This is a genomic window from Candidatus Tisiphia endosymbiont of Stenodema calcarata (genome assembly GCF_964030695.1).
Taxonomy (GTDB): Bacteria; Pseudomonadota; Alphaproteobacteria; order Rickettsiales; family Rickettsiaceae; genus Tisiphia.
The window spans coordinates 64,237-89,878 of record NZ_OZ034911.1; the positions used below are offsets into that span (position 1 = coordinate 64,237).

Annotated in this window: 25 protein-coding genes; 14 read left to right on the plus strand and 11 right to left on the minus strand. The window is 31.7% G+C overall.

The features are described from left to right. Positions 1-8: 8 nt before the first annotated feature. Positions 9-2,084, plus strand: a complete 2,076-nt coding sequence (locus ACQH1W_RS00380) for an ATP-dependent DNA helicase RecG (RefSeq protein WP_375332546.1) — start codon at positions 9-11, stop codon at positions 2,082-2,084. 166 nt (positions 2,085-2,250) lie between these two features. Here the strand turns inward: ACQH1W_RS00380 and ACQH1W_RS00385 are convergent, their stop codons facing one another. Further along, complete coding sequence (locus tag ACQH1W_RS00385; protein WP_375332545.1) at positions 2,251-3,894, minus strand: hypothetical protein; 1,644 nt, start codon at positions 3,892-3,894, stop codon at positions 2,251-2,253. 190 nt (positions 3,895-4,084) lie between these two features. On the opposite strand from ACQH1W_RS00385, the gene ACQH1W_RS00390 reads away from it, so the two are divergent. The 5 genes from ACQH1W_RS00390 (at position 4,085) to ACQH1W_RS00410 (ending at position 9,111) form a co-directional block, all read left to right on the plus strand. Next, a complete protein-coding gene (locus tag ACQH1W_RS00390; protein WP_375332544.1) occupies positions 4,085-4,807 on the plus strand; it encodes an alpha/beta hydrolase in 723 nt (240 codons plus the stop codon). A 35-nt stretch (positions 4,808-4,842) separates the two neighbouring features. Then, positions 4,843-6,933, plus strand: a complete 2,091-nt coding sequence (gene risK1, locus ACQH1W_RS00395; protein WP_425361053.1) for a T4SS effector phosphatidylinositol 3-Kinase RisK1 — start codon at positions 4,843-4,845, stop codon at positions 6,931-6,933. A 212-nt stretch (positions 6,934-7,145) separates the two neighbouring features. Continuing rightward, a complete protein-coding gene (locus ACQH1W_RS00400) occupies positions 7,146-7,370 on the plus strand; it encodes a portal protein (protein ID WP_341761959.1) in 225 nt (74 codons plus the stop codon). A gap of 167 nt (positions 7,371-7,537) precedes the next feature. Next, positions 7,538-7,699 (plus strand): hypothetical protein, encoded by a 162-nt coding sequence (locus ACQH1W_RS00405; RefSeq protein ID WP_425361054.1) that lies wholly within the window; start codon positions 7,538-7,540, stop codon positions 7,697-7,699. Between the two features lie 83 nt (positions 7,700-7,782). Beyond that, on the plus strand, positions 7,783-9,111 hold the full coding sequence (locus ACQH1W_RS00410) for an MFS transporter (RefSeq protein WP_341762999.1): 1,329 nt from the start codon (positions 7,783-7,785) through the stop codon (positions 9,109-9,111). Here the strand turns inward: ACQH1W_RS00410 and ACQH1W_RS00415 are convergent. The 4 genes from ACQH1W_RS00415 to ACQH1W_RS00430 are packed head-to-tail and all read right to left on the minus strand — an operon-like array spanning position 9,091 to position 10,451. Further along, positions 9,091-9,756: an HD domain-containing protein gene (locus ACQH1W_RS00415; protein WP_375332542.1), complete on the minus strand. Its 666-nt coding sequence runs from the start codon at positions 9,754-9,756 to the stop codon at positions 9,091-9,093. The genes ACQH1W_RS00410 and ACQH1W_RS00415 overlap by 21 nt on opposite strands. Positions 9,757-9,791: 35 nt before the next feature. Further along, positions 9,792-10,013, minus strand: a complete 222-nt coding sequence (locus ACQH1W_RS00420) for a hypothetical protein (protein ID WP_375332541.1) — start codon at positions 10,011-10,013, stop codon at positions 9,792-9,794. Further along, positions 9,982-10,158 carry a hypothetical protein gene (locus tag ACQH1W_RS00425; RefSeq protein ID WP_341763002.1) on the minus strand — a complete coding sequence of 59 codons (177 nt, stop codon included), beginning with the start codon at positions 10,156-10,158 and terminating at the stop codon, positions 9,982-9,984. The genes ACQH1W_RS00420 and ACQH1W_RS00425 overlap by 32 nt, the downstream gene beginning before the upstream one ends. A 23-nt stretch (positions 10,159-10,181) precedes the next feature. Beyond that, a complete protein-coding gene (locus ACQH1W_RS00430) occupies positions 10,182-10,451 on the minus strand; it encodes a hypothetical protein (protein WP_375332540.1) in 270 nt (89 codons plus the stop codon). Between the two features lie 945 nt (positions 10,452-11,396). Here ACQH1W_RS00430 and hflK point away from each other — a divergent pair. Genes hflK through ACQH1W_RS00450 form a run of 4 tightly spaced genes read left to right on the plus strand, consistent with a single transcriptional unit; the run spans position 11,397 to position 15,697 of the window. Beyond that, positions 11,397-12,464 (plus strand): FtsH protease activity modulator HflK, encoded by a 1,068-nt coding sequence (hflK, locus tag ACQH1W_RS00435; RefSeq protein ID WP_341763004.1) that lies wholly within the window; start codon positions 11,397-11,399, stop codon positions 12,462-12,464. A gap of 6 nt (positions 12,465-12,470) precedes the next feature. Beyond that, a complete protein-coding gene (gene hflC / locus ACQH1W_RS00440) occupies positions 12,471-13,328 on the plus strand; it encodes a protease modulator HflC (protein ID WP_341755183.1) in 858 nt (285 codons plus the stop codon). A 25-nt stretch (positions 13,329-13,353) separates the two neighbouring features. Then, complete coding sequence (locus ACQH1W_RS00445) at positions 13,354-14,922, plus strand: Do family serine endopeptidase (RefSeq protein ID WP_375332539.1); 1,569 nt, start codon at positions 13,354-13,356, stop codon at positions 14,920-14,922. Between the two features lie 16 nt (positions 14,923-14,938). After that, the gene (locus ACQH1W_RS00450; protein ID WP_425361055.1) at positions 14,939-15,697 is read left to right on the plus strand and encodes a rhodanese-like domain-containing protein; all 759 of its coding nucleotides are present in this window, start codon (positions 14,939-14,941) and stop codon (positions 15,695-15,697) included. Positions 15,698-16,010: 313 nt separating this feature from the next. Here ACQH1W_RS00450 and rpsD read toward each other — a convergent pair whose 3' ends face one another. The 3 genes from rpsD to ACQH1W_RS00465 all read right to left on the minus strand — a co-directional run bounded on the left by rpsD (position 16,011) and on the right by ACQH1W_RS00465 (position 19,122). Further along, positions 16,011-16,628, minus strand: coding sequence for a 30S ribosomal protein S4 (rpsD, locus tag ACQH1W_RS00455; RefSeq protein WP_341755185.1), 618 nt, complete (start codon positions 16,626-16,628; stop codon positions 16,011-16,013). A 422-nt stretch (positions 16,629-17,050) separates the two neighbouring features. Beyond that, positions 17,051-18,340 carry a DNA recombination protein RmuC gene (locus tag ACQH1W_RS00460; protein ID WP_375332537.1) on the minus strand — a complete coding sequence of 430 codons (1,290 nt, stop codon included), beginning with the start codon at positions 18,338-18,340 and terminating at the stop codon, positions 17,051-17,053. A gap of 8 nt (positions 18,341-18,348) precedes the next feature. Next, positions 18,349-19,122: a LicD family protein gene (locus tag ACQH1W_RS00465; RefSeq protein ID WP_341763007.1), complete on the minus strand. Its 774-nt coding sequence runs from the start codon at positions 19,120-19,122 to the stop codon at positions 18,349-18,351. 88 nt (positions 19,123-19,210) lie between these two features. Here ACQH1W_RS00465 and ACQH1W_RS00470 point away from each other — a divergent pair, with 88 nt between their 5' ends. The 3 genes from ACQH1W_RS00470 (at position 19,211) to ACQH1W_RS00480 (ending at position 21,370) form a co-directional block, all read left to right on the plus strand. Continuing rightward, positions 19,211-20,266: a mannose-1-phosphate guanylyltransferase gene (locus ACQH1W_RS00470; RefSeq protein ID WP_341763008.1), complete on the plus strand. Its 1,056-nt coding sequence runs from the start codon at positions 19,211-19,213 to the stop codon at positions 20,264-20,266. After that, entirely contained in the window at positions 20,263-20,799 is a 537-nt protein-coding gene (locus ACQH1W_RS00475) for an NUDIX hydrolase (RefSeq protein ID WP_341763009.1), read from the plus strand. The genes ACQH1W_RS00470 and ACQH1W_RS00475 overlap by 4 nt, the downstream gene beginning before the upstream one ends. 283 nt (positions 20,800-21,082) lie before the next feature. After that, positions 21,083-21,370, plus strand: coding sequence for a transposase (locus ACQH1W_RS00480; protein WP_425361056.1), 288 nt, complete (start codon positions 21,083-21,085; stop codon positions 21,368-21,370). Between the two features lie 11 nt (positions 21,371-21,381). Here ACQH1W_RS00480 and ACQH1W_RS00485 read toward each other — a convergent pair whose 3' ends face one another. The 3 genes from ACQH1W_RS00485 to ACQH1W_RS00495 all read right to left on the minus strand — a co-directional run bounded on the left by ACQH1W_RS00485 (position 21,382) and on the right by ACQH1W_RS00495 (position 22,726). Next, the gene (locus ACQH1W_RS00485; protein WP_375332536.1) at positions 21,382-21,609 is read right to left on the minus strand and encodes a hypothetical protein; all 228 of its coding nucleotides are present in this window, start codon (positions 21,607-21,609) and stop codon (positions 21,382-21,384) included. A gap of 98 nt (positions 21,610-21,707) precedes the next feature. Beyond that, positions 21,708-21,908: a hypothetical protein gene (locus ACQH1W_RS00490; protein ID WP_375332535.1), complete on the minus strand. Its 201-nt coding sequence runs from the start codon at positions 21,906-21,908 to the stop codon at positions 21,708-21,710. A 164-nt stretch (positions 21,909-22,072) separates the two neighbouring features. Then, the gene (locus ACQH1W_RS00495) at positions 22,073-22,726 is read right to left on the minus strand and encodes a nucleoside 2-deoxyribosyltransferase (protein ID WP_341761982.1); all 654 of its coding nucleotides are present in this window, start codon (positions 22,724-22,726) and stop codon (positions 22,073-22,075) included. 633 nt (positions 22,727-23,359) lie between these two features. Between ACQH1W_RS00495 and ACQH1W_RS00500 the strand changes: the two genes are divergently transcribed. Continuing rightward, on the plus strand, positions 23,360-25,603 hold the full coding sequence (locus ACQH1W_RS00500) for a tetratricopeptide repeat protein (RefSeq protein ID WP_425361057.1): 2,244 nt from the start codon (positions 23,360-23,362) through the stop codon (positions 25,601-25,603). Positions 25,604-25,642: the final 39 nt, after the last annotated feature.

The window sequence follows — 25,642 nt, forward strand, 5'->3', positions numbered from 1 at the left end:
AAAATAATATGTTAACTAGCAGTAAGTTTTTTTTCTTACCAATTAAATCACGTATTAACGTTAGTGATAATATAATTATTGGACTCAAAAGATTGGGAATAATCAATTTAAGAGATTTGTTATTTTATAGTCCTACTTCTTATCAAATTAAAATAATTTCACCAAATTTATCTTCACTAAAAAATGGTCAGTTAATTCAAACTGAAATAACAATTGAAGAAGTTCTTGTGCCTAAGAACAAAAAACAGCCTTTGAAAATTTTAGGATATAATGAAACTGGCTCAATTCTACTGATATTTTTTAATAGACCCTCTTATTTTATCCTAAGTAAACTTACAATAGGCAGTAAACATACAATTAATGGTAAGGTACAAGTTTTTTCTAGCTTACCTCAAATAGTCCACCCAATATTTATTTTGGATCAAAAACTTACCAGCCCCCTAGAACCAATATATCCTTTGACCTATGGGATAATTAATAAGCAACTTTATTCCTATATAATAAAGGGGCTTGATTTGTTTGAGAAAGAGTGGAGCTGTATTCCTGAGAGTTTTCAAGAAGTAAAGGACTATACTAAATCATTATTAGAAGATTTAAAAACTTTACATTTATATCAGGTTAAAACTAAGAAATTAGAAGAATTACATACTCAAGCCTTAAGACGATTGGCAGAAAAAGAACTTTTTGCTAATCAAATTTCATTACAATATCTCCGCCAGCAAACAAAATTAAAACAAGGTAATTCATTTACAGGGTCTAGTCAGCTACAACAATCAATACTTAAGACATTAGGCTTTGAACTCACACTAGACCAAAAAAAAGTAATCGAAGCAATTGAAAAACATCAATTATCTCCTACAGAAATGATGTGTTTACTCCAAGGCGATGTTGGCTCTGGTAAAACCTTAGTAGCTTTATTGACAATGGTCACTGTAGCATACCATAAATTTCAAGCTGCACTAATGGCCCCTACCGATTTATTAGCAAACCAGCATTACCAATTCTTCGTTAAAGCCTTAAGTGAAACTGGAATAAGGCTTGGTTTACTTACTGGAAAAATATCTAGCAAAGAACGAAACAAAGTTCTATCAAGTCTAGAAAACGGAGATATTGATATATTAATTGGTACTCATGCATTATTTCAAGAAAAAGTAAACTTTAAAAATTTAGGTTATATCGTCATTGATGAACAGCATAAATTTGGTGTACAACAACGGTTGGATTTAATTAACAAAGCCTCGCATCCCGATGTTTTGGTGATGACCGCAACCCCTATTCCTAGAAGTCTTACTTTGACCATGTTTGGAGATATGGATATTGCTAAATTAACAAGCAAACCAAAAAATCGACTACCAATTATTACTAGCATATTGCCAAAGACCAAGCTAAATGATGTAATTTCAGTTTTGGATAAAAAGCTAAAATTTGGAGAGAAAATTTACTGGATATGTCCCCTTATCGATCAAAATGATGAAGAGTTAACAACACAGGCAAAAAATACAGGATTAATCGACATCAATACTAGACTAGTTACCATTGAGAATGCCTACCCTAACATTACAGGTACTATACATGGTAAAATGAAAAATGAGCAAAAAGATATGATTATGCACCAATTTAAGAATGGTAATATTAAAATCTTGGTTGCTACAACTGTAATTGAAGTGGGTATCGATGTACCAGAAGCAACCTTAATAGTAATAGAAAATGCTGAACAGTTTGGTTTAGCTCAGTTACATCAGATAAGAGGTAGAGTTGGACGTGGAACTTTACAATCTCATTGTATTCTTCTATATGATCCTCAAAAATTAAGTATGGTTGCAAAATCTAGATTTGAAGTGATGAGAAACAGCAATGATGGTTTTTATATAGCAGAGCAAGATCTACTCTTAAGAGGTAGCGGAGAAATATTAGGAACAAAGCAAAGTGGTGAAATAAGATTCTTTTTCGCTGATCTAGCTAGAGATTTAGACCTTTTAACTAAAGCCAATAAATTAGCAGAAGAAGGTTCAAAAGATCATTCTGAACTCTCTCTACTTCAAACAAAATTATTTGCTAGAGTAGAGTTTAATGAATTGAACTAACAGTTCAACCGTTATTCATTCTGAAGTTATATACTCAGGTAGAACTTCAAGAATTGGCGTTGTCGTGTCTAAAGATATCCGCTGCTCCGTTACTCATGTACGCTCTGCTGCTCGACTTTGCTACTGCCTAGCTCTTCTTGAAGTTATACTATCGTCTATCAACTCTTCATTTACGAGCAGTATATTTAGCAGAATATTCCCACATAGGATTCCAATAGGTTTCCAATAATATTTTACTAGCTTCTATACTATCTACAATAATGCCAAATTGTTGTAATGATGTTGGGTAAAAATTATGACTACCAAAATAAAAAACTTTGTCATCTACTATCCAAAACTTATTATGGCTTCTTGCATTGGTATTAATACTATGATTATAACTTATATAAGCAAGATGGAGATGCTGTTTTAATTCTTGTTCGGCTACTTTACTCTCAACATGATAGTCAGAAACTATCGTATTAAGTATATAATCATATAAATATTGTAAATCTACATGATCTGAGTAATTAAATCTGAATAAGTTGCTGGTCACTATATATGTATCTACTGCATTATTATGTATAGCATATGCTATTGCTTGAATAATATTGCCATTAACAGTACTAATTGGTGGCAGTACTTTATCTAGCAGTGGATAATTACTCTCTTTAAAAAATAGGGCTTGTTGGCTAATTTTGATAGAGCGAGTAGCATTTTTTAGAGCAAATACCCTTGCAATTTCTGATTGATCAGCATCATCACCAATGCCAACTCCATTGTTCAATTTACTAATAAACATTGCCTGTACAGGTAATGAACTATTAATATTAAATTCGTTATTTAAGGAAATAGCTTTAGCACATTTTGTTGAAATATACCCCTTCTTATATGTATAACAACGGTTTACTGCTATATCTCGATGATGTTGTACATATTTCCATAATATATTAGCATAAGTTGTTGCCCCATTTACAACAGGTCCAAATATTTTAATATTGGCATCATTAACTGGCTCTGCTTGAGTGTAATCCTGACCAAATAAATTTTCTCCACCAGTGATTAATGTATTACCATCCACCGCAATAATTTTGCCATGATTCCAAGAGAAATCAAGAGAGATATCATGTTGTTTCTCTTGATTTCCACAATTGGATTTAAATGTACATGACCTAATATTAGCAATTGATATAATTAGTTTATTATTGGCTGGTAATTTAGAAATAATATTATTTAAATAGCTTTTCATCCATTCAGGTGGAACTTCTTTATACGTACCATATAATAAGCGTATAGTTATAAGATGAGGAGAATTAATGCTTTTTTTACCTAGCGTTATTATAGCATTTTTCAACATAGCAGTAAATGCTCCTGAACTAAAGTAATTTCTACCAAGAGTTGTAATATCTACAGATGTAGTAGCATTAATAATTGTATTATACATAGTGTTTAACACATTATATGCATTTGTTAAACATAATGTTCTATTATCCAAAGTAAAATCAGCAGTCCGACAAGTACTGATTCCACGACAATCTGATTGAGTACGGCATGTTGGGACAAAAAATTGTGCATCTATCACGTTATCTCCAACTGGCGTAAGCCCTTCTCCATATTCTTCTAAAGCAGCACCCCAAATATTTGGCGTTTGCAGCAACCAATGATTTGGTACTAAATAATTGGTTGAAGGTTTATTATAAGTGATATTATTGTATTTTGGAGATGTTACTAATAAATTTTGATATATGCTATCAATTGACAATGGCTGTGCCAAAGCGGGTTTAATCGTAAATAATAAAAGTAATAGTTTAATAATTAATATATTCTTCATGGTTATTTAAACGTACAAATTTGAATAATAAGAACCTAGCAGAAATACTAATTGATATCTAGGAGAATTTAAAAGTCGGTCTTGTAACATTACTAATATATAGTTATCTTGAAATCTATAAAATGGCATGTTATAATTTTGTTTTTGGTCTTAGTGATCGATATAAATTGATATATTATATGTTATAATTATGGCTAACGTTTTTTTTAATGGTCCTGCTGGTCGGATCGAAGGGCTTTATACTAAATCTAGTAATCCTAAAGCTCCCCTTGCTTTATTATTACATCCGCATCCGCTTTACGGTGGCACTATGAATAGCAAAGTGGTTTACAATGTCTATAAATCATTAGTAGCTAATGGATTCACAGTACTCAGAATTAATTTTAGGGGCGTTGGACGTTCCCAAGGAGAGTTTGATAATGGTATTGGCGAAATGACTGATGCTGCAACAGCACTTGATTGGCTGCAACTTAACAACCCTACTAGCAGTCTAAATTTGATAGCAGGGTTTTCTTTTGGAGCATGGATAGCCATGCAACTTATCATGAGAAGACCAGAGATTAATAATTTTATTGCGATATCTCCGCCAGTAAATAAATATGATTTTTCGTTCTTGTCTCAATGCCCTATTTCTGGTTTTGTAATACAAGGTGACAATGATAGTATTGTATCCGAAGAATCAGTGCTTGAACTAGTAGATAAATTATCTAAGCAAAAACATATAACTGTCGACTATAAGATTATCCAAGGAGCCGATCATTTTTTTCGGAACAAACTTGGTGATTTTACCCAAGCAATTAATGATTACTTACAATTAAGATTATTGAATAATCAGGTTACACATTTAAAGAAGGATTTTTTAACTGAGGAAAATTTAGCAAATAAACCTTTGCAAAAAGTTTTCTTAGATTAACTTCAATTAGCAATTAATTACAAAATTGGATATTTATGACACAAAATCAAGAAGAAATTAAACAATCTTTACATACTAAATTATTTACAACTTTAATAAAACTTGCAGAGTCAAAGGGTGAAGATCAAAATATAAATGCTAAAATCTCTAACAAATGTGAAGAACTTGCTAGTAGCGTAATAGCACTTGCTCAAGAGCCATCAGACTCTAATATTGATTTGTATAGAAAGAAAATGCGGAAACTTACACATTCTAAATACATTGTAGGTGAAGCATTAAAGGTAATAAAAGAAGCTTTTCCTGGAGATCAAAACCAATCACTAAGAGAACTAATAGATATTCCGCTTATGGATGCATTAGCTAAAGAAAATAAGCCAGCACGTCCAAAAAAGCTAAAAGAATCCCAAAAAGATCCACTTGAAGCTATGCTACGTGATAGAATAACGGCTAAAAATACAGAATTTAAAAGAAAAGGCGATAAGCAAGCTGGTGTATCTGCTGGATATGTTGCTGAAGAACAAGGAACACAGAATACTTTCATGTTAAAACGTTTCTATAAACAGCATGATCATTGTTTCAGCCTACCACAAGAACAGCAAAAGCAAGCTTTAGCAGATCGGAATGATGGTGTACGGGAATTAATAGGCTCTTCTATGTATCAGTTTTTATTATATGATCGCACCCCTAAAGAGGCATTAGTATCTGATCAGGCCAAGTCACCATTCATTACTATACGTTCTAAATTTTTTGATAACGTGGTACAGCTTGCAGAATTTGCTAAGGGTACTTATACTACTACCATTGGAGCAAATGATCAAAAATTAAAAGAATTAGAAGGGTTTGAAAAGGTTATTGCTGCTTGTCATATGTTAGGAGAATTGGATTATCATGCCGGTAATTTGATGGTGAAGGATGGGAAGACTGTAACTAAAATAGATCACGGTAGATCTTTTGCAATGTTTCACCAAGATTTTGGTGCTATGATTGAGGCAACACATAAAATGTTTTCACATGAGGGAGTTAACTATACTAAAGCTATTAAGGCAGGTAATTTATCATTTAACATTGAAAAATATAGTGAAGCATTAAAGCAAATGATAGGTCAGTTAGATGACCAGCAGATAGATGCTATAATTGATCAAAAAGTTGATGAATTGAAAAAACATGGGTTCTCTCCAAAAGGTCTCGTTGTAACAGCTAGATTTGAAGGTGATAAATTTGAAGGAAAGCAAATTAATGATTTTAATGAATTAAGCACATTTTATAAAGAACATATCAAGGAAAACCTCAATAATATGAAAGAGGTAGCAAGAGCAGCAGACATAGTGGCTAAATTTAGTGATGTATCGCCTGAATTTAAAAACGGTCAGTGGTTAGAAACTTTTGCTAAATCGCCTATTAAAGACCCGGTAGCCTATGCAGCTCACTATAATATTAAAATTGAAGGAAAAAGTGCTTTACAGTGGGCTAGCGAACATGATTATCAAATTAAAGTGCCTGCTCAACCTGTAACAACAACTGTTCAAGAACAACAATGGCAAAAGAGTCAAGATGGTAAATGGCAAGAGGTAGAAGTCTCGGTGTCGAAGGTTCAAAAAAGTGTAACAAGTTTGAACCCAACAGAATATGTTGCAGATATAGACAAACGTCTTGAATCTTTTGGAAAGAAAGTTGAGGATTTCATAAAAGAAACAGTAACAGCAAGTAACGAGAATGTTATGGCAAAACTAAAGAATTTTTATGACAAATTATTGACCCATCTTAAAAAAGAAAATTACCTTACTGATGAAGATGTTAAGAAAATAAAGCAAGATCCATATTATCTTAGGGATGTTGCAGAGACAGTTCAACTAATGGTAATGACGACCCCTAATTTAACTAATGTAGAGAAGATATGTTATAAGGCAGCAAATTTTTGTGAAAAAATAGGACTCCCTAGTTTATCGAAGCATTTGATGCATAAAATTACTCCTGAAAAATTGGCTAAGATAGATGACACAGAAAAGGTTGTAGCTGAAAGCCTAAAAATTAAAGAAATATTGTTAGAACCTATAGTAAAACCTGTAGCAGTAAAACCTATATCAGTGAAACCTACACCAACAGCTAGAATGGATAAAGCAAGATAAACAAAAGACCTTGCAGGGTATACTCAGATAGAAAATCAAGAATTGCGTTGTCGTCTTCAGGGATCATAGGTCAGAGCTGTCGAAAGTTCGAAGAGGCAGCGGTTTTAGAATTCATCATGACAGTTTAAAAGTTGCAGAAAAATAACCAAGGTCATTGCGAGGAGGCGATTCCATCGCCTCCTCTGGGTAGTGTTAACTTTTACCATAATGGCATGGCGGATAAAATAATGCCCCTAACTGGTATGGAAAATCTTATACCTACTGAGATAGAACAAAATCAATGTCGCGATGCCATATATAAGGCATTCTATATCGATATATTTAGGATGCAGAAGGAAAATAAAGAAATGACTGCCACTGAGGTGCAAATTAGAACGGAGGAGCAATACCGGTTAATGTCACCAATGGTTGGTAGAATCGAGACGGAATTTCTTTGATTAGGAATTATGAATAAAATACAAGGGTTGTATATGTATATATAACTCCATTTATTTGTTTGTTCAATATTATGCTTGCAAAACTCTTAAGAAAATAGTTTCCTATTACTTGTAATAATGTTGATATCATTTTTCTATTCCTTAAAGAAATTAAAAATATAAATACTATGTTTGGTTTTTTAGAAGTAGGTAGAGAAATCCAAATACTCTATGAATACGCAAAAGCAGAGATATTAGAATCAGATTTTTTTGATCTCCAGTCTAAATTCTCATTCCAATTTCGGATTAATGAAATTAATCCGAAATTGAGGTTATTAAGATTGTTGTAATATCGTTAACTAAAATTTATTTTCACTTTTAATATTATTTTTTCTTGCTATCATTAATAGTCAAGCTATTGATGGTAAGAAAAATGATAGGGTATCCTCAAGAACAAAGAAGTTTAAACAAAGAACAAAAAGAAGCTGTGAGGTTACTATCAATAGGCACATTCCTTGAATATTTTGATTTGATGATTTACGTTCATATGGCAGGGGTTCTTAATGAATTATTTTTTCCCAAAACTGATCCACACACTACTGCTTTGTATTCTGCAGGTGCTTTTTGTACAACTTACCTACTTAGACCATTAGGGGCTTTAATATTTGGATGGATAGGTGATAATATAGGGCGTAAATCAACAGTTATCATCACAACTTTCATGATGTCATCTGCTTGCGTTGTTATGGCTAATCTTCCTACTTACGAACAAGTAGGAATCGTAGCGGTTTGGATAGCGATTATCTGCCGGGCTGTTCAAGGTATGTCTTCTATGGGCGAAATAGTAGGGGCAGAACTTTATTTAACTGAAATGCTTGCGCCCCCAATACAATATGCAAGTGTTGGATTGATAGGGGCTTGTGCTGTCCTAGGAACAGTAGGAGCTTTGGCAATTTCTTCACTTGTTGTTTGTTATGGTATTAATTGGCGTATAGCATTTTGGATTGGTGCAATAATTGCATTTGTTGGTTCTGTTGCAAGAAAAAAACTTAGAGAAGCCCCAGAATTTGCCGATGCCAAACGTCGAATAAAAAAAGTTTTTAAAACAACTAATACAGATATAAATATTTTAAAAAACGATCCTATTTGGCAAGAAAAAGTTAATAAAAAAACTGTAATAGCTTTCTTTTTACTACAATGTGCCTTACCGGTATGTGTTTATTTTATTTATATATATTGTGGTAATATTTTAAAAACTAGCTTTGGTTACACAGTACCCGAAATTATTAAGCATAATTTTATTGTTTGTATAATGGAGTTGTTAATCACATTAATATTATGTTATTTAAGTTTAAAAGTATATCCATTATTAATCATAAAAATTACACTGCTAATATTTTCTATTTTTATGATATTTTGTCCGTATTTATTGAATAATGTTAATTCTCCTTATCAGTTATTTTTTATTCAATTTTTTATAGTTTTATGGAAACAATGCTTAAACCCCGCTACTCCTATTTGTTTAAAAAGCTTTCCTATATTTAAACGTTTTACCTATGCTAGCATGACATTTTCTGTATCTCGTGCTATGATATATGTTATTAGTGCTTTTGGTTTTGTCTACCTTGTTGAGTGTTTTGGCAATTGGGGAATATGGTTTATTATAATTCCTATAATCATTGGTTTTACTTACGGATTATTGCATTTTGAAAACCTGACGAAAATAGCTAAAATCATCCACTCAAAAAACTGTATAGTCTAGAGCCGGTATGGAGTTAATAGGCAAATTTTTGTAACATAGATTTACTAATTGTTGCTCGGCTGTTGGTATTTCTAAGCGAATACAAAGAGTTATAAAATATCCTATAGTTTCCTTAACTACCTTCAGTGCCTTTTCAGGTGATCTAGCTCCTAGAGTTTGTAAGTTGTGAATGCGATCAAAAATTTTAATCAATGCTACATCATATTTTTCTTGTTGAACTAATAAATCTAAAATCTCTTTGGAGCTAATCTTGCCGTAAGGCTTGATTCTTGTTAGAGCTTCCACTTGGCTAGCAATTAGACTCCCAAAAATTTGAGTAATCATCTCTTCGGTAAGTTTTGTATCTTCGATCGTGTCGTGTAGTAAACTGGTAACGATCATGTTAGTGTTAAATAATTGGTGAACTGCTTGAGCTGTATAGCTAGCAAACATATAAGCTACTTCAATCGGGTGTGAATAACATGGTTCACCTGATTGCCGCATTTGACTACCATGATATTTCTTAGCATAATAGATAGCTTTGATAATTTCTCTGATATCTACTGGGTGAGTTACTTTTTCATTTAGTGAAATCAATTTACTAAGTAACTTAGCAGAATATTCGCAAGATTTAAACTTGATCTGCCAATTGTTAATATCTTCCATGAAATGCCTCCCCATTATTTTGATTGTACATTAAATTAAACAAAATATTTTCTACCCCTAGTTTTGTTATGGCTTTCTAGAGTCTCAGTTAACAGCTCTTCTACTTGATAACTAATATTTTCATTGTCATAATCTGTGAACTCTATTATTATTTTGCTTGTAATTTTATTATTAAACTCTAGAAGTCTCACCAGTGTTATTACTCCTTTATCAGTAATATTATTGCTACCAATATCCACTTGCTTTACAATTTTCATTATTTGTTAGAACTCCTGCCAGTATATCCGCCCCTTCATCACCAATATCATTGCCTATAAGACTTATTTGCTTTATGGTTTTATCACTTGCTAGAAATTCAGCTAGTATGATTAGCCCCTGAACACCTAATATTATTAAACCCAATATCTATATTAATCACACTATGATTATTCTCTAACGGTTTGAAGCATAGTTAGTTCCTCAAGGTCAATATCGTTGTTGCAAAGACGTATTGCGGTTATAAGCTTATTATCTTCTAAAACTTTGCTAAGTATTTCAATTCCTTCTAAACCTATACGAACTGCGATAAATTCTATATAAGTTATATTATTGTTCTGCAAAACTCCTTTAAATATTTGTGCCGCAATATTAATTATATTATTTATTTTTTCATTTGTAAAATTATTTTGTGGTTGATTTTTAACATCGTTAGTCATAAAATTAATTCCTATTTTTTGTGTTTCAGAAGACAGACACTGAGGTTAGATTAAAATCTTGCATTGGTTGTCCTAACCTCGGTGCTGACACTACACCACGTAGTATCATCTTGCATGAATACAATTATTTTTCCGCAGAGTAAAGGGAATTTTTTAAGTTTTTTAGAATAATGTTAATCTAGTAACAGTCGCTAAAATTGTTATTATAGTTTTTGATGGTTAATATTTTTGTTGTTCTGAACTTTCAGTGGAGTAGTTTTGGTTATTGTATTTTTAGGAAGATGAAATGAACTGGTGTCATATATCTAGGCTCTGAACAAAATTTAAATTACTCTATTTTAACTTTTTAGCTGCAAATTATAAGATTTTTTTGAAATAGGATTAACTATTATGGCAAAAATCTTACTAACTTTCGACAGTTATGTACTCCGGTGTTCGACACTAGTACTCCGAGTAGCAATTTAGTTTTGGGAAATGGTATAAGTTCATAGTTTAATCCCCACAATCCATACCTCATCAGGGTTTTACTATTGCAAGAGGTAGGTCATACTGATTATTTTTTAAGATAGAATTATTAATTCTATTCCAACTGGTGATAGACCTAATATTAATTATACCTGTTAATTCTATATTGAAAGATAATTAGTATCAGATGTGATTACAATAGAGGATCAAACACTGCTTACAATTTACACTCTACTTACTTCAGGAGTAATTTTAGCATTAATCTAGTAGTAGGTTCATGTAGTTCTAGTACTTCTATATTTTCATAAGCCTCAGATGCTAGAAATGTTATAATACAGGTGTTGATTTTTTAGTAACGAGCCTTGACGCGGTTAGATATACAAGATATAATAATGTACTAAATTTTTTTATCAAATAGTATTAGTGCTAACTATATTTAGTGATATAGTATACAAATTAACAAAATAGCAATAGCAGAAAATGTTTAATCGAATATATACTCAAGTTCTAAAAAAATCCCCTTGGGGAGATTCTGAAGAGGAAGAAAAAAGTGAATATAATATATTTACTAGACCAAGGAAAAAAAATAAGTTTAACCTTAATGATTTCTATAATAAGTTTGGCTTCAACAATAACATAATGGTGTTAGTTTTGTTGTCGTTAGTTGCTGTTTGGTTTGCCTCCGGAGTTTATGAAGTTAAGGAAGGAGAGGAAGCTGCAGTAATGAGGTTTGGTAAGTTCGTTCGTAAAGGATTCCCTGGTTTGAATTATCACCTTCCCTTACCGTTTGAACAGGTAGTAGTTGAGAAGGTAAACCAGTCTCGTAGAATTGAGATCGGCTATAGATCAACAAGTAGCCTTAGGTCTAATATGGACAACACCAAAGCTGTGGCTGCTGAAAGTACTATGCTTACTGGCGATGAGAATATTGTTGCACTAAATTGTGATATAATGTGGCATATTACTGATTTAGAAAAATATATTTTTAATATTGTTAATCCAGAAGATTCTGTAAAAACAGCTGCTGAAAGTGCTATAAGAGAAGTTATAGGCAATACTCCTATCTCTTCGATATTATCAGACCAAAAACAAGAAATCACTAATAAGATTGAAGCTTTAACACAGAAAATACTTGATCATTATAATGCTGGTGTTGGTATTGAGAAAGTGCAGTTACTAAAAGCTGAACCGCCAGCTGAAGTAATTGATGCTTACAGGGATGTACAAACTTCTAAAGCTGATAAAGAACGTGAGATAAATCAAGCACAATCCTATAATAATGATATTTTACCTAAAGCTAGAGGGCAGGCGGCTAAAATTGTCCAAGAAGCAGAAGGTTACAGACAAGAGGTCATCTCAAGAGCTGAAGGAGACAGCAAAAGGTTTGCTGCTGTCTATACACAATATGTTGCTAATAAGTCAATAACTAAGGATCGCCTTTACTTAGAAGCTATAGAAAATATTCTAACGGATACCAGCAAAGTTATTATGGGTACTAATGGCGTTTTGCCGCATATGGCAATTCAGCAAAATAAAATTAAGGAGTAGTGCTGGATGAAGACAATTTATTATATAAGTTTCGTAGTTTTCGGATTATTATTATCAGTTACCAGTGCTTTATTTACTGTTGATCAACGCCATTCCGCTGTGGTATTTCAATTTGGTGAGGCAATGAGGACCATTGAAAGTCCAGGATTAAATATCAAGATTCCATTTATTCAAAATGTTGAATTTTTTGATAAACGTATCTTAAATGTAGAGGCAGAAGCAAAGGAGCTAACTGCTTCTGATGGAAAAAGGGTAATCGTAGATGCTTTTGCCAAATTTCGTATTGTTGATCCTGTGATGTTTTACAAAACTGTACATAACTACCAAGGTGTTAAAATTAGACTTAATAAAAACCTAGAATCTTCAATGAGAAAAGTTATAGGTAGATTACCTTTGACTAGTCTTCTTACAAGTGCAAGGTCTGACATAATGTCAAATATCTTAAATCAGGTTAATGAGGAAGCAAAGAATTTTGGACTTGATGTAATTGACGTTAGAATCTTAAGAGCTGATTTACCGAAAGAGAATAGTGCAGCAATTTATCGCCGCATGCAAACTGCTCGTGAAAAAGAAGCTACCCAAATAAGAGCTGAAGGGCAAGAAGAAGGGGCTCGCATAAGATCAAGAGCTGACAAAGAAAGTAAAATATTACTTGCTGAAGCTTATATGCAATCTCAAATCATAAAAGGTGATGGTGACATGGAGGCAGCTAAGATATATAATCTTGCTTATTCTGTTGATCCAGAATTCTATAAATTTTATAGATCCTTGGAAGTATATAAAAATACTTTAAAGAAAGATGATACTTCTTTTGTGTTGTCTCCGGAAGCAGAGCTATTTAAATATCTAAATTTGGGTAAATAGGATGACTAGTAATTAGGTAGATGATATGGTTCAAAATATTTGTAAGTTTAACAATTTACTAAGGTATTTAATTAAGTATTTAATTGCCACTTTTCTAATGACTATGTGGTTGGCATCTTCTGTTTTTGCTAAAGATATTCAGTCAAGCAAAATTACTCCTGAGGAATCTAGTAATTTACAGTCAGTGCCAATAAAGATACCTGAATCCCATAATTATAGTTTTGCAGACATTGTTGAGCCACTTATTCCAGCTGTGGTAAATGTGTATACAGTACAATATAACCAAAAATCAGAAGATTCTCATAAAAAATCTTTCGAGCGTTTTCCATTTGATCATTTTAATGAACTTTTGGAGCGTTTTAATCTACCTTTTGATTTTGATGAGATGTATTCCAATCCTAAATCTGTTCCCCTTGGCTCTGGTTTTATTATAGATTCTACAGGTTTTATTGTTACCAACCATCATGTAGTTGCAAATACAGATGAGATTCACATAAAATTAACGGATAATAGGGAGCTATCAGCTAAATTGGTAGGTAGTGATAAAAAAACTGATCTTGCTCTTTTAAAAATTGAGATTGAAACTCCTTTGCCTTTTGTAAAATTCGGTGATTCCAGTAAAGCTAGGGTAGGAGATCAGGTTATTGCTATTGGTAATCCTTTTGGTAGACTTGGAGGAACAGTAACTGCTGGTATTATATCTTCAAAGGGACGTGATATTGATAACACTAACGGTATAGTAGATGATTTTATACAGACTGATGCGGCTATTAATAATGGTAATTCCGGTGGACCAATGTTCAATATTAATGGTGAAGTTATAGGAGTCAATACAGCAATATTTTCACCTTCTGGGACTAGTATTGGTATTGGATTTGCTATTCCATCTAATACTGCTAAATCAATTATTGACCAACTAAGGCAAAATGGAAAAATTAATCGTGGTAGGCTTGGGGTAGTAATTCAAGAAGTAACTAACGAAATAGCTGAAGGGTTTGAGTTAAAAGAAGCTTCGGGAGCGTTAGTAGTGGAAGTACAAAAAGATGGTCCAGCTGATCAATTTGGTATAAAACCTGGGGATGTAATAATAGAATTTGCTGGACAACCGGTAAAAAATTCTAGGAGATTGCAGGTAATGGTTGCTGAAACTACCGTGGATCAAGAGGTAAAAATTATCGTTGTACGCGATGGCAAAAATCAAGAATTAAGTGGCAAGATTAGTAGTGAAGAGGATCTAGAAGGTAAAAAAGTAAACGACAAGGTAAGTGATAAAACTTCTGATAATAAATTTTCTGTTGTAAAAAATAATGTTACTTTTAGCAATTTAACAGATAATCTTAAACGAAAATTTGCCATTAAAAGTAAAGTTGAGGGCATTATTGTAACTGATATCGCAAAAGATGGAAAAAATTATGGTTTTAAAATTGGTGATTTAGTAATAGCGAGCAATCAACAACCTATAGCTTCTATAGATCAATTAAATGTATTGTATGACAATGCCCAATCTATTAAAAAGCAAAATATAATCTTGTTGGTACAGAGACGGGGTGTTTCTATGTTTATAGCCTTGCCAGTTACCAAATCTGAAAATTAGTAGTAATGAAGTCAGTATGGATAATGATTTTAAAATAGCAGTATTAAGTTTTTATAGTTTTACTAACCTAGAAAACCTTGAGATTTTGCTGCCAAAGATTTTACTTATTGGTAAAAAAAGAAGAATTAGGGGTACTATTCTTTTAGCTCCAGAAGGATTTAATGGTTCAATTTCTGGGACAAAAGAAGAGGTAAATTTTTTAGTAGATGAAATTATAAAACTTACATCTGCGGAAGATGTAAATATTAAAATAAATTATTGTGATATCCATCCTTTTCAAAAATTAAAAGTAAAGCTGAAAAAAGAAATTATTGCTATGACAGTTGAGGATCTTGATATTGCAAATCTTAAAGGAGAGTATATTGAACCAAAGGACTGGGACAAGTTTATTAGCCAAAATAATGTGGTATTAGTAGACACTAGAAATGACTATGAGGTTTGTGTAGGTACTTTTAAAGGGGCTATAGATCCGAAGACAGAAACGTTTAAGCAGTTTCCCAAATGGGTAGAGCAGAATAAAGAATTACTTGCTGGAAAAAAAGTAGCAATGTTTTGTACTGGTGGGATTAGATGCGAGAAATCAACAGCCTATTTGAAGAAACTGGGTTTTAATGATGTGTACCATCTTAAAGGCGGTATTTTACAATATTTAGAAGTGACCGATAATCGTAATAGGTTATGGCAAGGAGAATGTTTTGTATTTGATGACAGAAGAGCTGTGGCAAGTGACTTGTCACCAGCTGAAGGGCATTGGTTGGAACGTGGTAATCAATAGATATCTTTGGCAAACTCTACTTCTGTTGGTAATTTATTCATGCTCCCGGTACTCTGCTCCTCACGCACATTTGAGTACGCTGCGGGTCGAGGTTTCGTGGCTTCTTTAAATCCTTGCGCATAAACGAGTTTCGAAAGATATCTAATAAGCTATTATAGGCAGGATCAGATTTTAATATGAATTGTCATCCCAACAGGCTAATATCTAAAAAAATAGCCGAGAAGGATGTGTTAAGTATTATAGCCCCCTGCCTACATGGTGATAACATGGCGAGTAAGCTGCACCGAAGCAGGGATGATATTTAGTCTCTTAATTATCTTGAATAGAGTTCAACTACTAAATGTACTTCTGGTTCAAATGGGTACGGAACATCAGAAATTACTGGGATTCTGACAAACTGACCAGACAATGAATTGGAATCAAAAGTTAAATAGCTTGGTACAATGTTTCCTTGTTTACTAGCTGTCTCGAGTATTACAGGGATTTGTTTTGCTGATTCCTTTAGCTCGATGACATCTCCTTCTTTTAGTCTTATACTTGGGATATTAACCTTTTTACCATTCACTTTAATGTGACCATGGGTAACAAATTGTCTTGCAGCAAAAATCGTTGGTGCAATATTCATTCTGTATATAACAGCGTCAAGCCTTCTTTCCAACAGGGCTATAAAATTTTCACCCGTATTGCCTTTCATTTTTTGTGCGAGAGTAAAAGTATTTCTAAATTGCTTCTCGTTAATTCTACCATAATGGCATTTAAGTTTTTGTTTAGCCTTCAAATGTAGACCATAATCAGAAGTTTTAACCATACTATTCTGACCATGTTGACCAGGACGATAATTTCTTGTATTGAAGGCATCTTTACTATCGCCCCACAGGCTTACACCAAGTCTTCTGCTAGCCTTATATTTAGAATTAATAATTTTTGTCACGCTCTATGTCTCATAATTTTGATATCATACTGACGTCATTATGACGTTAATTTAAGTATACTCTTCTGCTTTGAAAAATTGTTTTTTGAAAATATCATGGATTCGCATGCGTAACTATACTATATGTACGTTCCGCTTGCTCACCATTCATTAGACTTCTTTCGAAACTCTACTTCTGCTGGTGATTTGTACGTCGATGCGGTACTCGAATCCTCACGTACATTAGAGTACGCTGCGGGTCGAGATTCCGCGTCTCCTTCAAATCCCTCAGCATAAGCGAGTTTCGAAAGAAGTCTATTTTCAAATCCAATTCTTCAAATCATTTAAGTATATACATTTTAACAATTAAAGTCAACTCCTCATTTTTTGAAATTATGGAAGTGTCTGCGAATTCCTCAACATAAGCAAATTATACAAGAGGTCTATTCTAATTCCTTGATTTTATCGGATGGTTCGAGCAACTGGGCATCAATAATTTCAGATTTTGATGAAACAAGCTGATAACGCTCTATAGGATGCTGAATTGTTTTGTTACCAATATCTATGCCTAATTTTTGAATATTCCTAGCCTTAGATAAAAAATGTCGATTAAAAGAAGCGGCAAATTTATCATAATTATTGACTATATGCTGAATATTATTGCCAAGTTTCTGCGAATGCTCCGCTAACGAAGCAATAGAGGTCAATAATTTTCTTACCTCTTCTATAATTAATTTGTGATTTTCTGACCGTCTATAATCTGAAATTTGGAATTTAGCAAATGATAGCATATTCATAAGTCCTGCTGGACCAACTGGGAAAATATTGCTTTTCCAAGCCTTGTATAAAAAATTATTATCTGCAATCAGAATTTTTTCAATTGCTTGTTCAGTAGGGACAAACATCAAAGTAACTATATTAGAAAAATGTTCTTTTTTATCTTGGAAACTAACTAAAATATTTTCCGCGTAATCTTTACTATTTAAGGATTTTAAATGATTATTCATGGTTTTACTAAGATTAGAACTATCTTGCCCTAAATCTACTAAAAACTTTGAAGTTTTTGCATCTATAACCATTAAGTTACCAGAAGGTAAGAAAACTAGGGCATCTGGTCTAAGTTTTAAATTATCGGTAGTTGTCACAGAATATTGTATGATAAAGTCTAAATTAGAACGTAGACCTGATGATTTTAGAATGTTCTCAAGAGTAATTTCAGCAAGTAATCCAGCTCCAGATGGAGAAAGAAGGGATTGTTTAATAATGTCTACTGTTCCTTTAGATTGTTCGATATCCCTACTTAATGACCCAACCATGTTTATTAAACGTTCAAACTCGTTATTAAATTTGCTTGTTGCCCCCGAAATATTTTTTTCTGATAATTCCCTTGCTTCTTGATTTTCCCGTCTATGAATTTCAATTAATTGTTTAGACAATTCATTACCAAGATCAAATAAAGCATTTTTTGCCGATGCATATGACTCCTGTCTTGCTTTATCTGCTTCAGTTATCAATTGATTCTGATAGTCTACTTTACTAGATAATTGCTCAATTTTTTGTATATAAGAAATTTTCTCTTGCTGCAAAATTTGATTCTGCTTATTTGCTTCTAAATAGTTATTTGATAGAAAGCCTAATTCTGCATTTAATTTGGTTGTCTTATGATAAAACCAAGCAAATAAACCAAATAAAACAACAAGTCCGGTAGTAAGCAATAATGGAATATAACTCATTGATAAGTTTACTCTTTAGTTAGTAATTTCGGAATTACCCGGTCTTCTAAAGGACCAGTTGGCATAGCTGGCTTTAATAATTTGGGAGTTAAAATGAATTTAGTCTTTTGTTCAATAGGTGAAAGAGTAACAAAATAACTATGCGGTTGCTGAATTATCCCGTATTTATCCCATTCTGGATATTGCCTATCTAGGTTAGCTTTAAATTCATGAGGACCATAAACTTCAATCTCACCAAATTGATATTTCCTCAGTGGAAATACTTCGTTAATATAAAAGAAATCATTAGGAAATCTACGTAACGTTCTGAAATTAGCATATATAAACATGTTGTCTTTTGGGCGAAAAATAAAAATATCTATACATACCTTGTTGCATATAGTGTAAAAATCTTGATGAGAAGTTTTATAACCCAACTCGACAAAATCTGTTAGTATATCTTGTAACCTTATTTCATCAGCGTGCATTACGCCAATATCTAAGTCATCATCAAAAGGTATGATGCCTTTATGCCTTGCTGCCCCAAGAAGTGTACCACTTGTAATCCAATATGGTATGTTATGTTTAGTCAATATCTCATGAGTATCTTTCATTAATTGGTACAATCTTAGGGCTTTGTTTTCACTAATTGTATATTTCTGTACTTGTTGGTCGGTAGGAGTTACATATCTCCATTTGTGATCATAAAACTCTACATAGCCTAGGTAAAAACCATAAGTAATTATAAGTACTCCAGCTATTTTAAAGAAAAGCTTATTAGTTTTTTTATGATTTTTGTGCATATATATTTCCCATGTTTATTTTAGTAGACTTTTTTAAAGTTATAAACTATAAGTTGCTTTAGTTAGATAATTATATAATTAATAATATATGAAAGTACAACCAGTAATTATGGCTGGTGGTCTAGGAACTAGATTATGGCCATTATCACGACAGATGCAACCAAAACAATTTATAAAAATATTTAATAATTTGAGTTTAATACAAAAAACTTTGATTACAAACAGAACTTTAGGCAAACCAACTTTAATAATTGCTAAGGAATATGAATTAATAGCAAAAGAGCAACTTAGAGAGCTAAATATAGAAGCAGACTTAATAATAGAACCTATGCCTAAAAATACAGCTTCATGTGCAATTATATCAGCTATTCAAGCAAAGAATAACGGTTATGATACGATCATACTACTGCCTTCTGATCATTATATACATGATATTGATAAGTACCTAATTACTATTAATGAATCTTTGAATTATGTCGCAAAATTTGGTATTTGTACTATAGGGGTTAAGCCTAGTTTTGCAAATACCGAATATGGTTATATTAAAATAAATAAGTTACTAGCAGATAGAACTTACAACACCCAACAATTTGTGGAAAAACCTACTCTTCAACAAGCACAAAATTATCTAGCAAATGGCAAATATTTTTGGAATTCAGGAATTTTTATTTTTAATATAGATTTTATTTTAGAGCAGGCTAAATTATGGCAAAAAGCACTCTTTAAACATGCATATGATGCATATTATTTTGCAACCAAAGATTATAATAATATAACACTTGCTTTAGAACCATACCTACATATTACCCCAATTTCTTTAGACTATGCTATAATCGAAAACATTAGTCAAATGATTATGATAGAAGCCAATTTTAGTTGGAATGATATTGGCAATTGGCATTCTTTATGGCAAATACAAAAAGAAGATATAACGAATAATTACTGCGAAGGCGATGTTATAAACATTGATAGTACAAATTCATATATTAGTTCTAATAATAAGCTTACTGCTGTAATAGGAGTTGATAATATAATAATTATTAATACTGAGGATGCTTTACTGATCGTAAATAAATCAAGAGTTGAGAAAATAAAGCAGCTTGTAATGGAAATGACAGAGATGGGACGAAAAGAAGTATTATGAACTTACATGAAAATATAAAAAATTATGTCAGCAATTTTCAAGAAGAATATGAATATAAAGAAAGGATGTTGGACTTTCTAGATAATTGTCAAAATCCATTTAGTAGGGAGACAAAAGAAGGACATTTTACCGGTTCAGGATTCTTGCTTAATTCTAATAAAACAAAATTCTTACTGATGCATCATCGTAAGTTGGATAAATGGTTGCAACCAGGAGGACATTGTGATGGTAATAATGACATTTTGGCTGTAGCAATTAAAGAGGCACAGGAAGAATCCGGTATTTTAGAGATTGAACCGGTTTCTAGACAGATTTATGATATAGATGTTCATCTAATTCCTAGTAATTCTATAGACCAAGAACATTATCATTATGATGTGAGATTTTTATTAAAAACCGTTTGCAACGACTATTTTGTAAAAAATTCTGAATCAAACGAATTACGATGGATAGAATTTGCTTCTAATTATCAAGAACTTGTGCTAGATAATTCAGTAGAAAGGATGATAAAAAAGTACACTCTTATGCTTTGAAGAATTGGCTTCGTAAATATATACTGCTATGATTTCAAGAGTTGGTAGACGATAGTATAACTTCAAGAAGAGCTAGGAATGTCAAAGTTGAGCAGCGGAGCGTACATGAGTAACGGAGCAGCGGAGATATTTAGACACGACGACGCCAATTCTTGAAGTTCACCGAGTATACTCTAGATTTTGACCATTAAGAAAGATTGAGTCTATAATAGGATTTGTGTAAGTTGCAAAAAAAGCAGTAAGAGATTACTGTAAAAAGAAGTAAATAAAACAAAGGAAAATTATGGCTAAAGAAATAGATAAAGATAAAGAAAAATTAAACATAAATAATCAGCTAGTAGAAGAGTTGTTAGCAAAAGCAAATCCGTCAGAAGTATTTGGTCGGGATGTATTGTTCCAAAAATTCAAAAAACAAATAGTCGAAAAAATATTGGCAAGTGAGTTGTATCATGAATTGGGCTACTTAAAACATAGTAAAGTAGAAAAAGTAGATAATAATCGTCGTAATGGTAGCTATGAGAAGACAGTAATTGATGATGATTTAGGTCGACATTCCATTTATCTTTATTAAATACAAAAACTTTAAATATCTTGATTTTCTTTTCTGCCTTGATACACCATTGGCACGGCATATTCTATTGAAAGTTTATCTATCCAACTATCAAACATACACCATGAAGATAAGGCAGTAACAGAAATTTTTCTATTGTTTTTTACTAATGTTTCAACTAGCTGAAAGTAAATTTCTCTTTGACTATAAGTGGCATCAAAATCTAATTGTATCAGTTGTCTAGGTTGAGATGCAGACAAAATAATATTACTTAAATCAGTTAAACTTTTTGCATCTAATTTTCCTTTTGCTTTCGTTTCTAAACGAAAAACTGGAATAATAAAAGTATTAGCTGGGGTTATAAGAGTATTTGTTCTTGGTATAATTTTATTTTATCTAGGTTTATATAGATGGTAGCTATTAAGGATGCAATGGCTGTATTATTATCAATAAATAATAAGTCATCTGATCTATGCCAACTCCATAGTGTTAGATTAGGTACTTTATCATATTTAAAAAGAAAAACTTTATAATACAAAACTATAGTTAATGGGAACATTAAAATAATTACCAAATTCTTATATGATAAATTTGGTATATATCGAACTATAAGTTCTAAGGCTCTTAACAGCAATTATCTTTTAAAAAAATTAAATATTTTTATCTGTATTTTATATCAATAAAAAATATTATTGTTATACTATTTTCAATAGTCCGTCTTGACTAGTACATATCTAAATCATTAAGTATATGAAAGTACTTATCTAGCATTTTCTTATCTAAGTTATCAGGCAGCACTAATGGCGGTGTAGCAAATGCTTCATCTAATGCCTTAATAATAGACTGAACCATAAAAAGAGATAATGCTTTCGATATACTGTGTGCATCACCTGAATGTTGCTTATATAAATCTTGGTATTTTGGCACTATATCCTCAATTATGACAACTTTAGTACGCGGATAATTTGACATCATCAGATTCCAAGGATCACCCTGGGTTCTTTTATGATCTCCCCCCAACCTAATATCACTTCTATATAATACTGCAGGTTTATTTAAAAATTTACTATGAATAAATTCCACTACTGTACCAGAATCTGGATCTGAACCGTCAAAACTAAATATGCCTCCATCAGCTTCTTTTACAGATTTTAAATCATTATTTTTTATGTGTTGAGCATGGATATCCCTTTGTTCTAAATTTTGAGGTAATATACATTTATACTTACCACTAGATGCCTCCTCTAGGGCTAAAGCCAAATATAAATTACCTATAAGATCCTTATTAGTAAATAAGGGACCTGCGAAATACAAATCATAAGATTTTTTAGTTACATTTTCCTTAGAAGATGCTACTGAATTCACATGATTGATCATATATTAAAGTCCTATGTTAGTTATGAATAAAAAACAATTTATGATCTAGACTGATTTGTCAAGATAAAATTTCCAGTAATTTTTTCAGGGCTGTTTAAAAGTCCCGACTAAAGTTATGACTTTTAAACAGCCCTGTAATTTTTTCCTATTGCATTTGATAGTTTATAACTTACTATAACAATTTACAAGCTGTTAATTGTATCATATATGTTGTAAATATATTCCATCAATTTCAATGTGATAAATTGTACAGCAAGTTTGCAAATCAGAATGCCCTCGTTAAATGAGGAGTTTGACGATGTCATTTACACTCCTGATAAATAATACTGCTCAAATCACTAGTTACGTTGGGATAAGGTTATAATTTAGAGGTCTATCGGCGTTATACATGTCAAAAATCACCATAAGGGATTATTTATACGAACTTTGAGATTGTAAAGATGCTCTACTGATACTAGGCTAGTGGAATTTAGGTTCAGAATTAGCAAACAAACTTTCCTACTTTTTAATGATTTTTATTATTAATATTTAAACTTAAGTTGAATTATTTTTGTTTATTCTTTATAGTTATTCGTATAATGTGTTTTATACGTAACCGCTAGGGCATAATTTATTTTTCACCGGTTTCATTATATGAAAGAATTCTTACTATTAATCATAGTATTAATCATTAATACTAGAACTTTGGCAAAAGAACAAATAACTAATTTAATCACCCCAGTTAGTTATTTTGTCAATCATGAGCAACAACTTAAAATTCTTGAGAAACATTTAGATAAATATAGACAAGCAAGTATAGTGGGTACTAGCGGTATAGGTAAAACTCAATTAATTAGGATGTATAGTTATGAGAATAAAAATAATTATGATCTAATTTGGTTTTTTGATTGTAACCTTGATTTTAATGAACAATTTGTTAAATTAGCCCAACAACTCAATATGGTTAAACAAACTAATATATCTGAAGCAGTAACTCTAGCTAAAAAAGAAGTAATGTCATATTTAACTTCTACTAGTAAATGGTTATTGGTATTTGATAATTTAAAAGTTAATGAAAATAAAAAAGTACAAGACTTTATTGATTGGGAACATAATGGTCAGGTCGTGTTTTGTTCGCAAGATAATGATAAGTTACCTAATATTATAGCAATGACCTTGTTTGATAAACCTACTATCGTAACTTTGGCTAATACTTTATTGGATAATAAAGATAAAAATAGTATCGAATTTTTAACGCAATCTTTTAGTGGTTATCCAATACTTATAGTGCAGGGGGCTCAATTACTTAATAAAATTAAAGGTCTAGATAAAGAAGAATATAAAAAGAAAATTTATCAATCGACTGATAAAATAGCAACAAATATTAGTATGGCTATTCAACAATTAAACCCTAATGCAGTAACATTACTTAATAAAATAGCTTTATTAAATAACCAAAGCTTCTCAAAACAGCTTCTTACTACTATTACTGATCATAAGGATACTTTAGATGATGATATATATCAACTATCTAAATTTATGCTAATCAGTAATACTAATGCTAGCGAGGATAATCCTATTTTTGAAATGCATGATATAATTAGCAATAAAATAATGGAACGAAATGGCAATAGTTCTAAAATATATTTAGAAAATATTATTAGCAAATTACCTAAATTTAAAGGGACTTATTCAGGATATTTGTGGAGGGGTGCCAAAACTATACCAGAGAATTTAGAAATTATTCTAAAAAACTCTGAAAAATATAATGTTAACCTATACGCAATACTTGCCTTAAGAGTTGAGTTATTTTCTTTGTATGTCAACCTTCATAATACCAGCAAAGCGCAACAAATGTTTGATTGGTTTAGTCAAAAAGAGAAAGAATTTAAATTGTGGAAGATGTCTGAATCTCAAAAATTTTGTTATGCTAGGTACTTAGTAGCAATAGGAATGTATTTGATAACATCAAGCAATTTTGACGTAATGATTTCTTATCTTACTAGAGCATTAAAGATTTTGGACAAGCTTGATGATGATGAAGCTAATTATTCCCTTAAACTTACTTTAATTTCTTATACATCTTGGGCTTATATATTTTTAGGCGAAATAAAACTAGCTGAAAAATTTCTTAAAAAGGCTGAAAAACTAGCAAAACAAGGAGTAATACAAGAAATTGATATATCTATAATATATTTTTTAAAAAGTACATTATGTGAGGCACGAGGCAAATATCAGGAAAGTTTAGAGTGGGAAGAGAAAGTTATTGAACTACGTATAAAAAATGGGGTACATATTAATGACCCAATCCTTAGTGGACCTTATATATTTAGAGCAAAGATATTGAATTCTCTTGGTAGATATCAAGAAGCTTATGCTCAAGCTCAACAGTTATATGATATACTTAAGCCCATAAAGCATAAAGATCATGAAATATTTGCAGATATTTATACAGAAATGGCAAGAAGTGAACTAGGTTTAGGTAAAATAGATAAAGCTTCTGAATACATTAATAAAGCTATACATATGTTGCTAGCAAATGAAAACAATGATTCTGAAAGTGCAAATTATTCTAAGAATCCTAATTTAGCAGATAGTTATATAGCACAAGGAGATATTTTGTTTGCCCAAGATAGGCTTAAGCAAGCCATAGAATCTTACAAAGAAGCGTTTGTTATACTTCATTATTTATATGGAGATAGAAGTAAAAATATTGCCCTAATAAGTTATTTGTATAATCATGGAGCAAAAGCAGCTTGTAAAAGCAAAGATTTATATAATTACAAATTCTTTGGCAAGCCACAAATTAAGGAGTTTGGTATACACCACCCTAATACCGTTGATATGTTTAAATATTGCAAACAATATAACATGGATTTGTGGGTCAAGAACAATTAAACATTAAGGTTGCTGTTGACAGATCAGCTTTAGGTTAAA

Excerpts from the sequence above, each read along its gene's own strand:
- ACQH1W_RS00380 (WP_375332546.1), top strand. The coding sequence starts at position 9 with ATGTTAACTAGCAGTAAGTTTTTTTTCTTACCAATTAAATCACGTATT.
- ACQH1W_RS00385 (WP_375332545.1), bottom strand. The coding sequence starts at position 3,894 with ATGAAGAATATATTAATTATTAAACTATTACTTTTATTATTTACGATT.
- ACQH1W_RS00390 (WP_375332544.1), top strand. The coding sequence starts at position 4,085 with ATGGCTAACGTTTTTTTTAATGGTCCTGCTGGTCGGATCGAAGGGCTT.
- risK1 (WP_425361053.1), top strand. The coding sequence starts at position 4,843 with ATGACACAAAATCAAGAAGAAATTAAACAATCTTTACATACTAAATTA.
- ACQH1W_RS00400 (WP_341761959.1), top strand. The coding sequence starts at position 7,146 with ATGGCGGATAAAATAATGCCCCTAACTGGTATGGAAAATCTTATACCT.
- ACQH1W_RS00405 (WP_425361054.1), top strand. The coding sequence starts at position 7,538 with ATGTTTGGTTTTTTAGAAGTAGGTAGAGAAATCCAAATACTCTATGAA.
- ACQH1W_RS00410 (WP_341762999.1), top strand. The coding sequence starts at position 7,783 with ATGATAGGGTATCCTCAAGAACAAAGAAGTTTAAACAAAGAACAAAAA.
- ACQH1W_RS00415 (WP_375332542.1), bottom strand. The coding sequence starts at position 9,756 with ATGGAAGATATTAACAATTGGCAGATCAAGTTTAAATCTTGCGAATAT.
- ACQH1W_RS00420 (WP_375332541.1), bottom strand. The coding sequence starts at position 10,013 with ATGAAAATTGTAAAGCAAGTGGATATTGGTAGCAATAATATTACTGAT.
- ACQH1W_RS00430 (WP_375332540.1), bottom strand. The coding sequence starts at position 10,451 with ATGACTAACGATGTTAAAAATCAACCACAAAATAATTTTACAAATGAA.
- hflK (WP_341763004.1), top strand. The coding sequence starts at position 11,397 with ATGTTTAATCGAATATATACTCAAGTTCTAAAAAAATCCCCTTGGGGA.
- hflC (WP_341755183.1), top strand. The coding sequence starts at position 12,471 with ATGAAGACAATTTATTATATAAGTTTCGTAGTTTTCGGATTATTATTA.
- ACQH1W_RS00445 (WP_375332539.1), top strand. The coding sequence starts at position 13,354 with ATGGTTCAAAATATTTGTAAGTTTAACAATTTACTAAGGTATTTAATT.
- ACQH1W_RS00450 (WP_425361055.1), top strand. The coding sequence starts at position 14,939 with ATGGATAATGATTTTAAAATAGCAGTATTAAGTTTTTATAGTTTTACT.
- ACQH1W_RS00460 (WP_375332537.1), bottom strand. The coding sequence starts at position 18,340 with ATGAGTTATATTCCATTATTGCTTACTACCGGACTTGTTGTTTTATTT.
- ACQH1W_RS00465 (WP_341763007.1), bottom strand. The coding sequence starts at position 19,122 with ATGCACAAAAATCATAAAAAAACTAATAAGCTTTTCTTTAAAATAGCT.
- ACQH1W_RS00470 (WP_341763008.1), top strand. The coding sequence starts at position 19,211 with ATGAAAGTACAACCAGTAATTATGGCTGGTGGTCTAGGAACTAGATTA.
- ACQH1W_RS00475 (WP_341763009.1), top strand. The coding sequence starts at position 20,263 with ATGAACTTACATGAAAATATAAAAAATTATGTCAGCAATTTTCAAGAA.
- ACQH1W_RS00480 (WP_425361056.1), top strand. The coding sequence starts at position 21,083 with ATGGCTAAAGAAATAGATAAAGATAAAGAAAAATTAAACATAAATAAT.
- ACQH1W_RS00490 (WP_375332535.1), bottom strand. The coding sequence starts at position 21,908 with ATGTTCCCATTAACTATAGTTTTGTATTATAAAGTTTTTCTTTTTAAA.
- ACQH1W_RS00495 (WP_341761982.1), bottom strand. The coding sequence starts at position 22,726 with ATGATCAATCATGTGAATTCAGTAGCATCTTCTAAGGAAAATGTAACT.
- ACQH1W_RS00500 (WP_425361057.1), top strand. The coding sequence starts at position 23,360 with ATGAAAGAATTCTTACTATTAATCATAGTATTAATCATTAATACTAGA.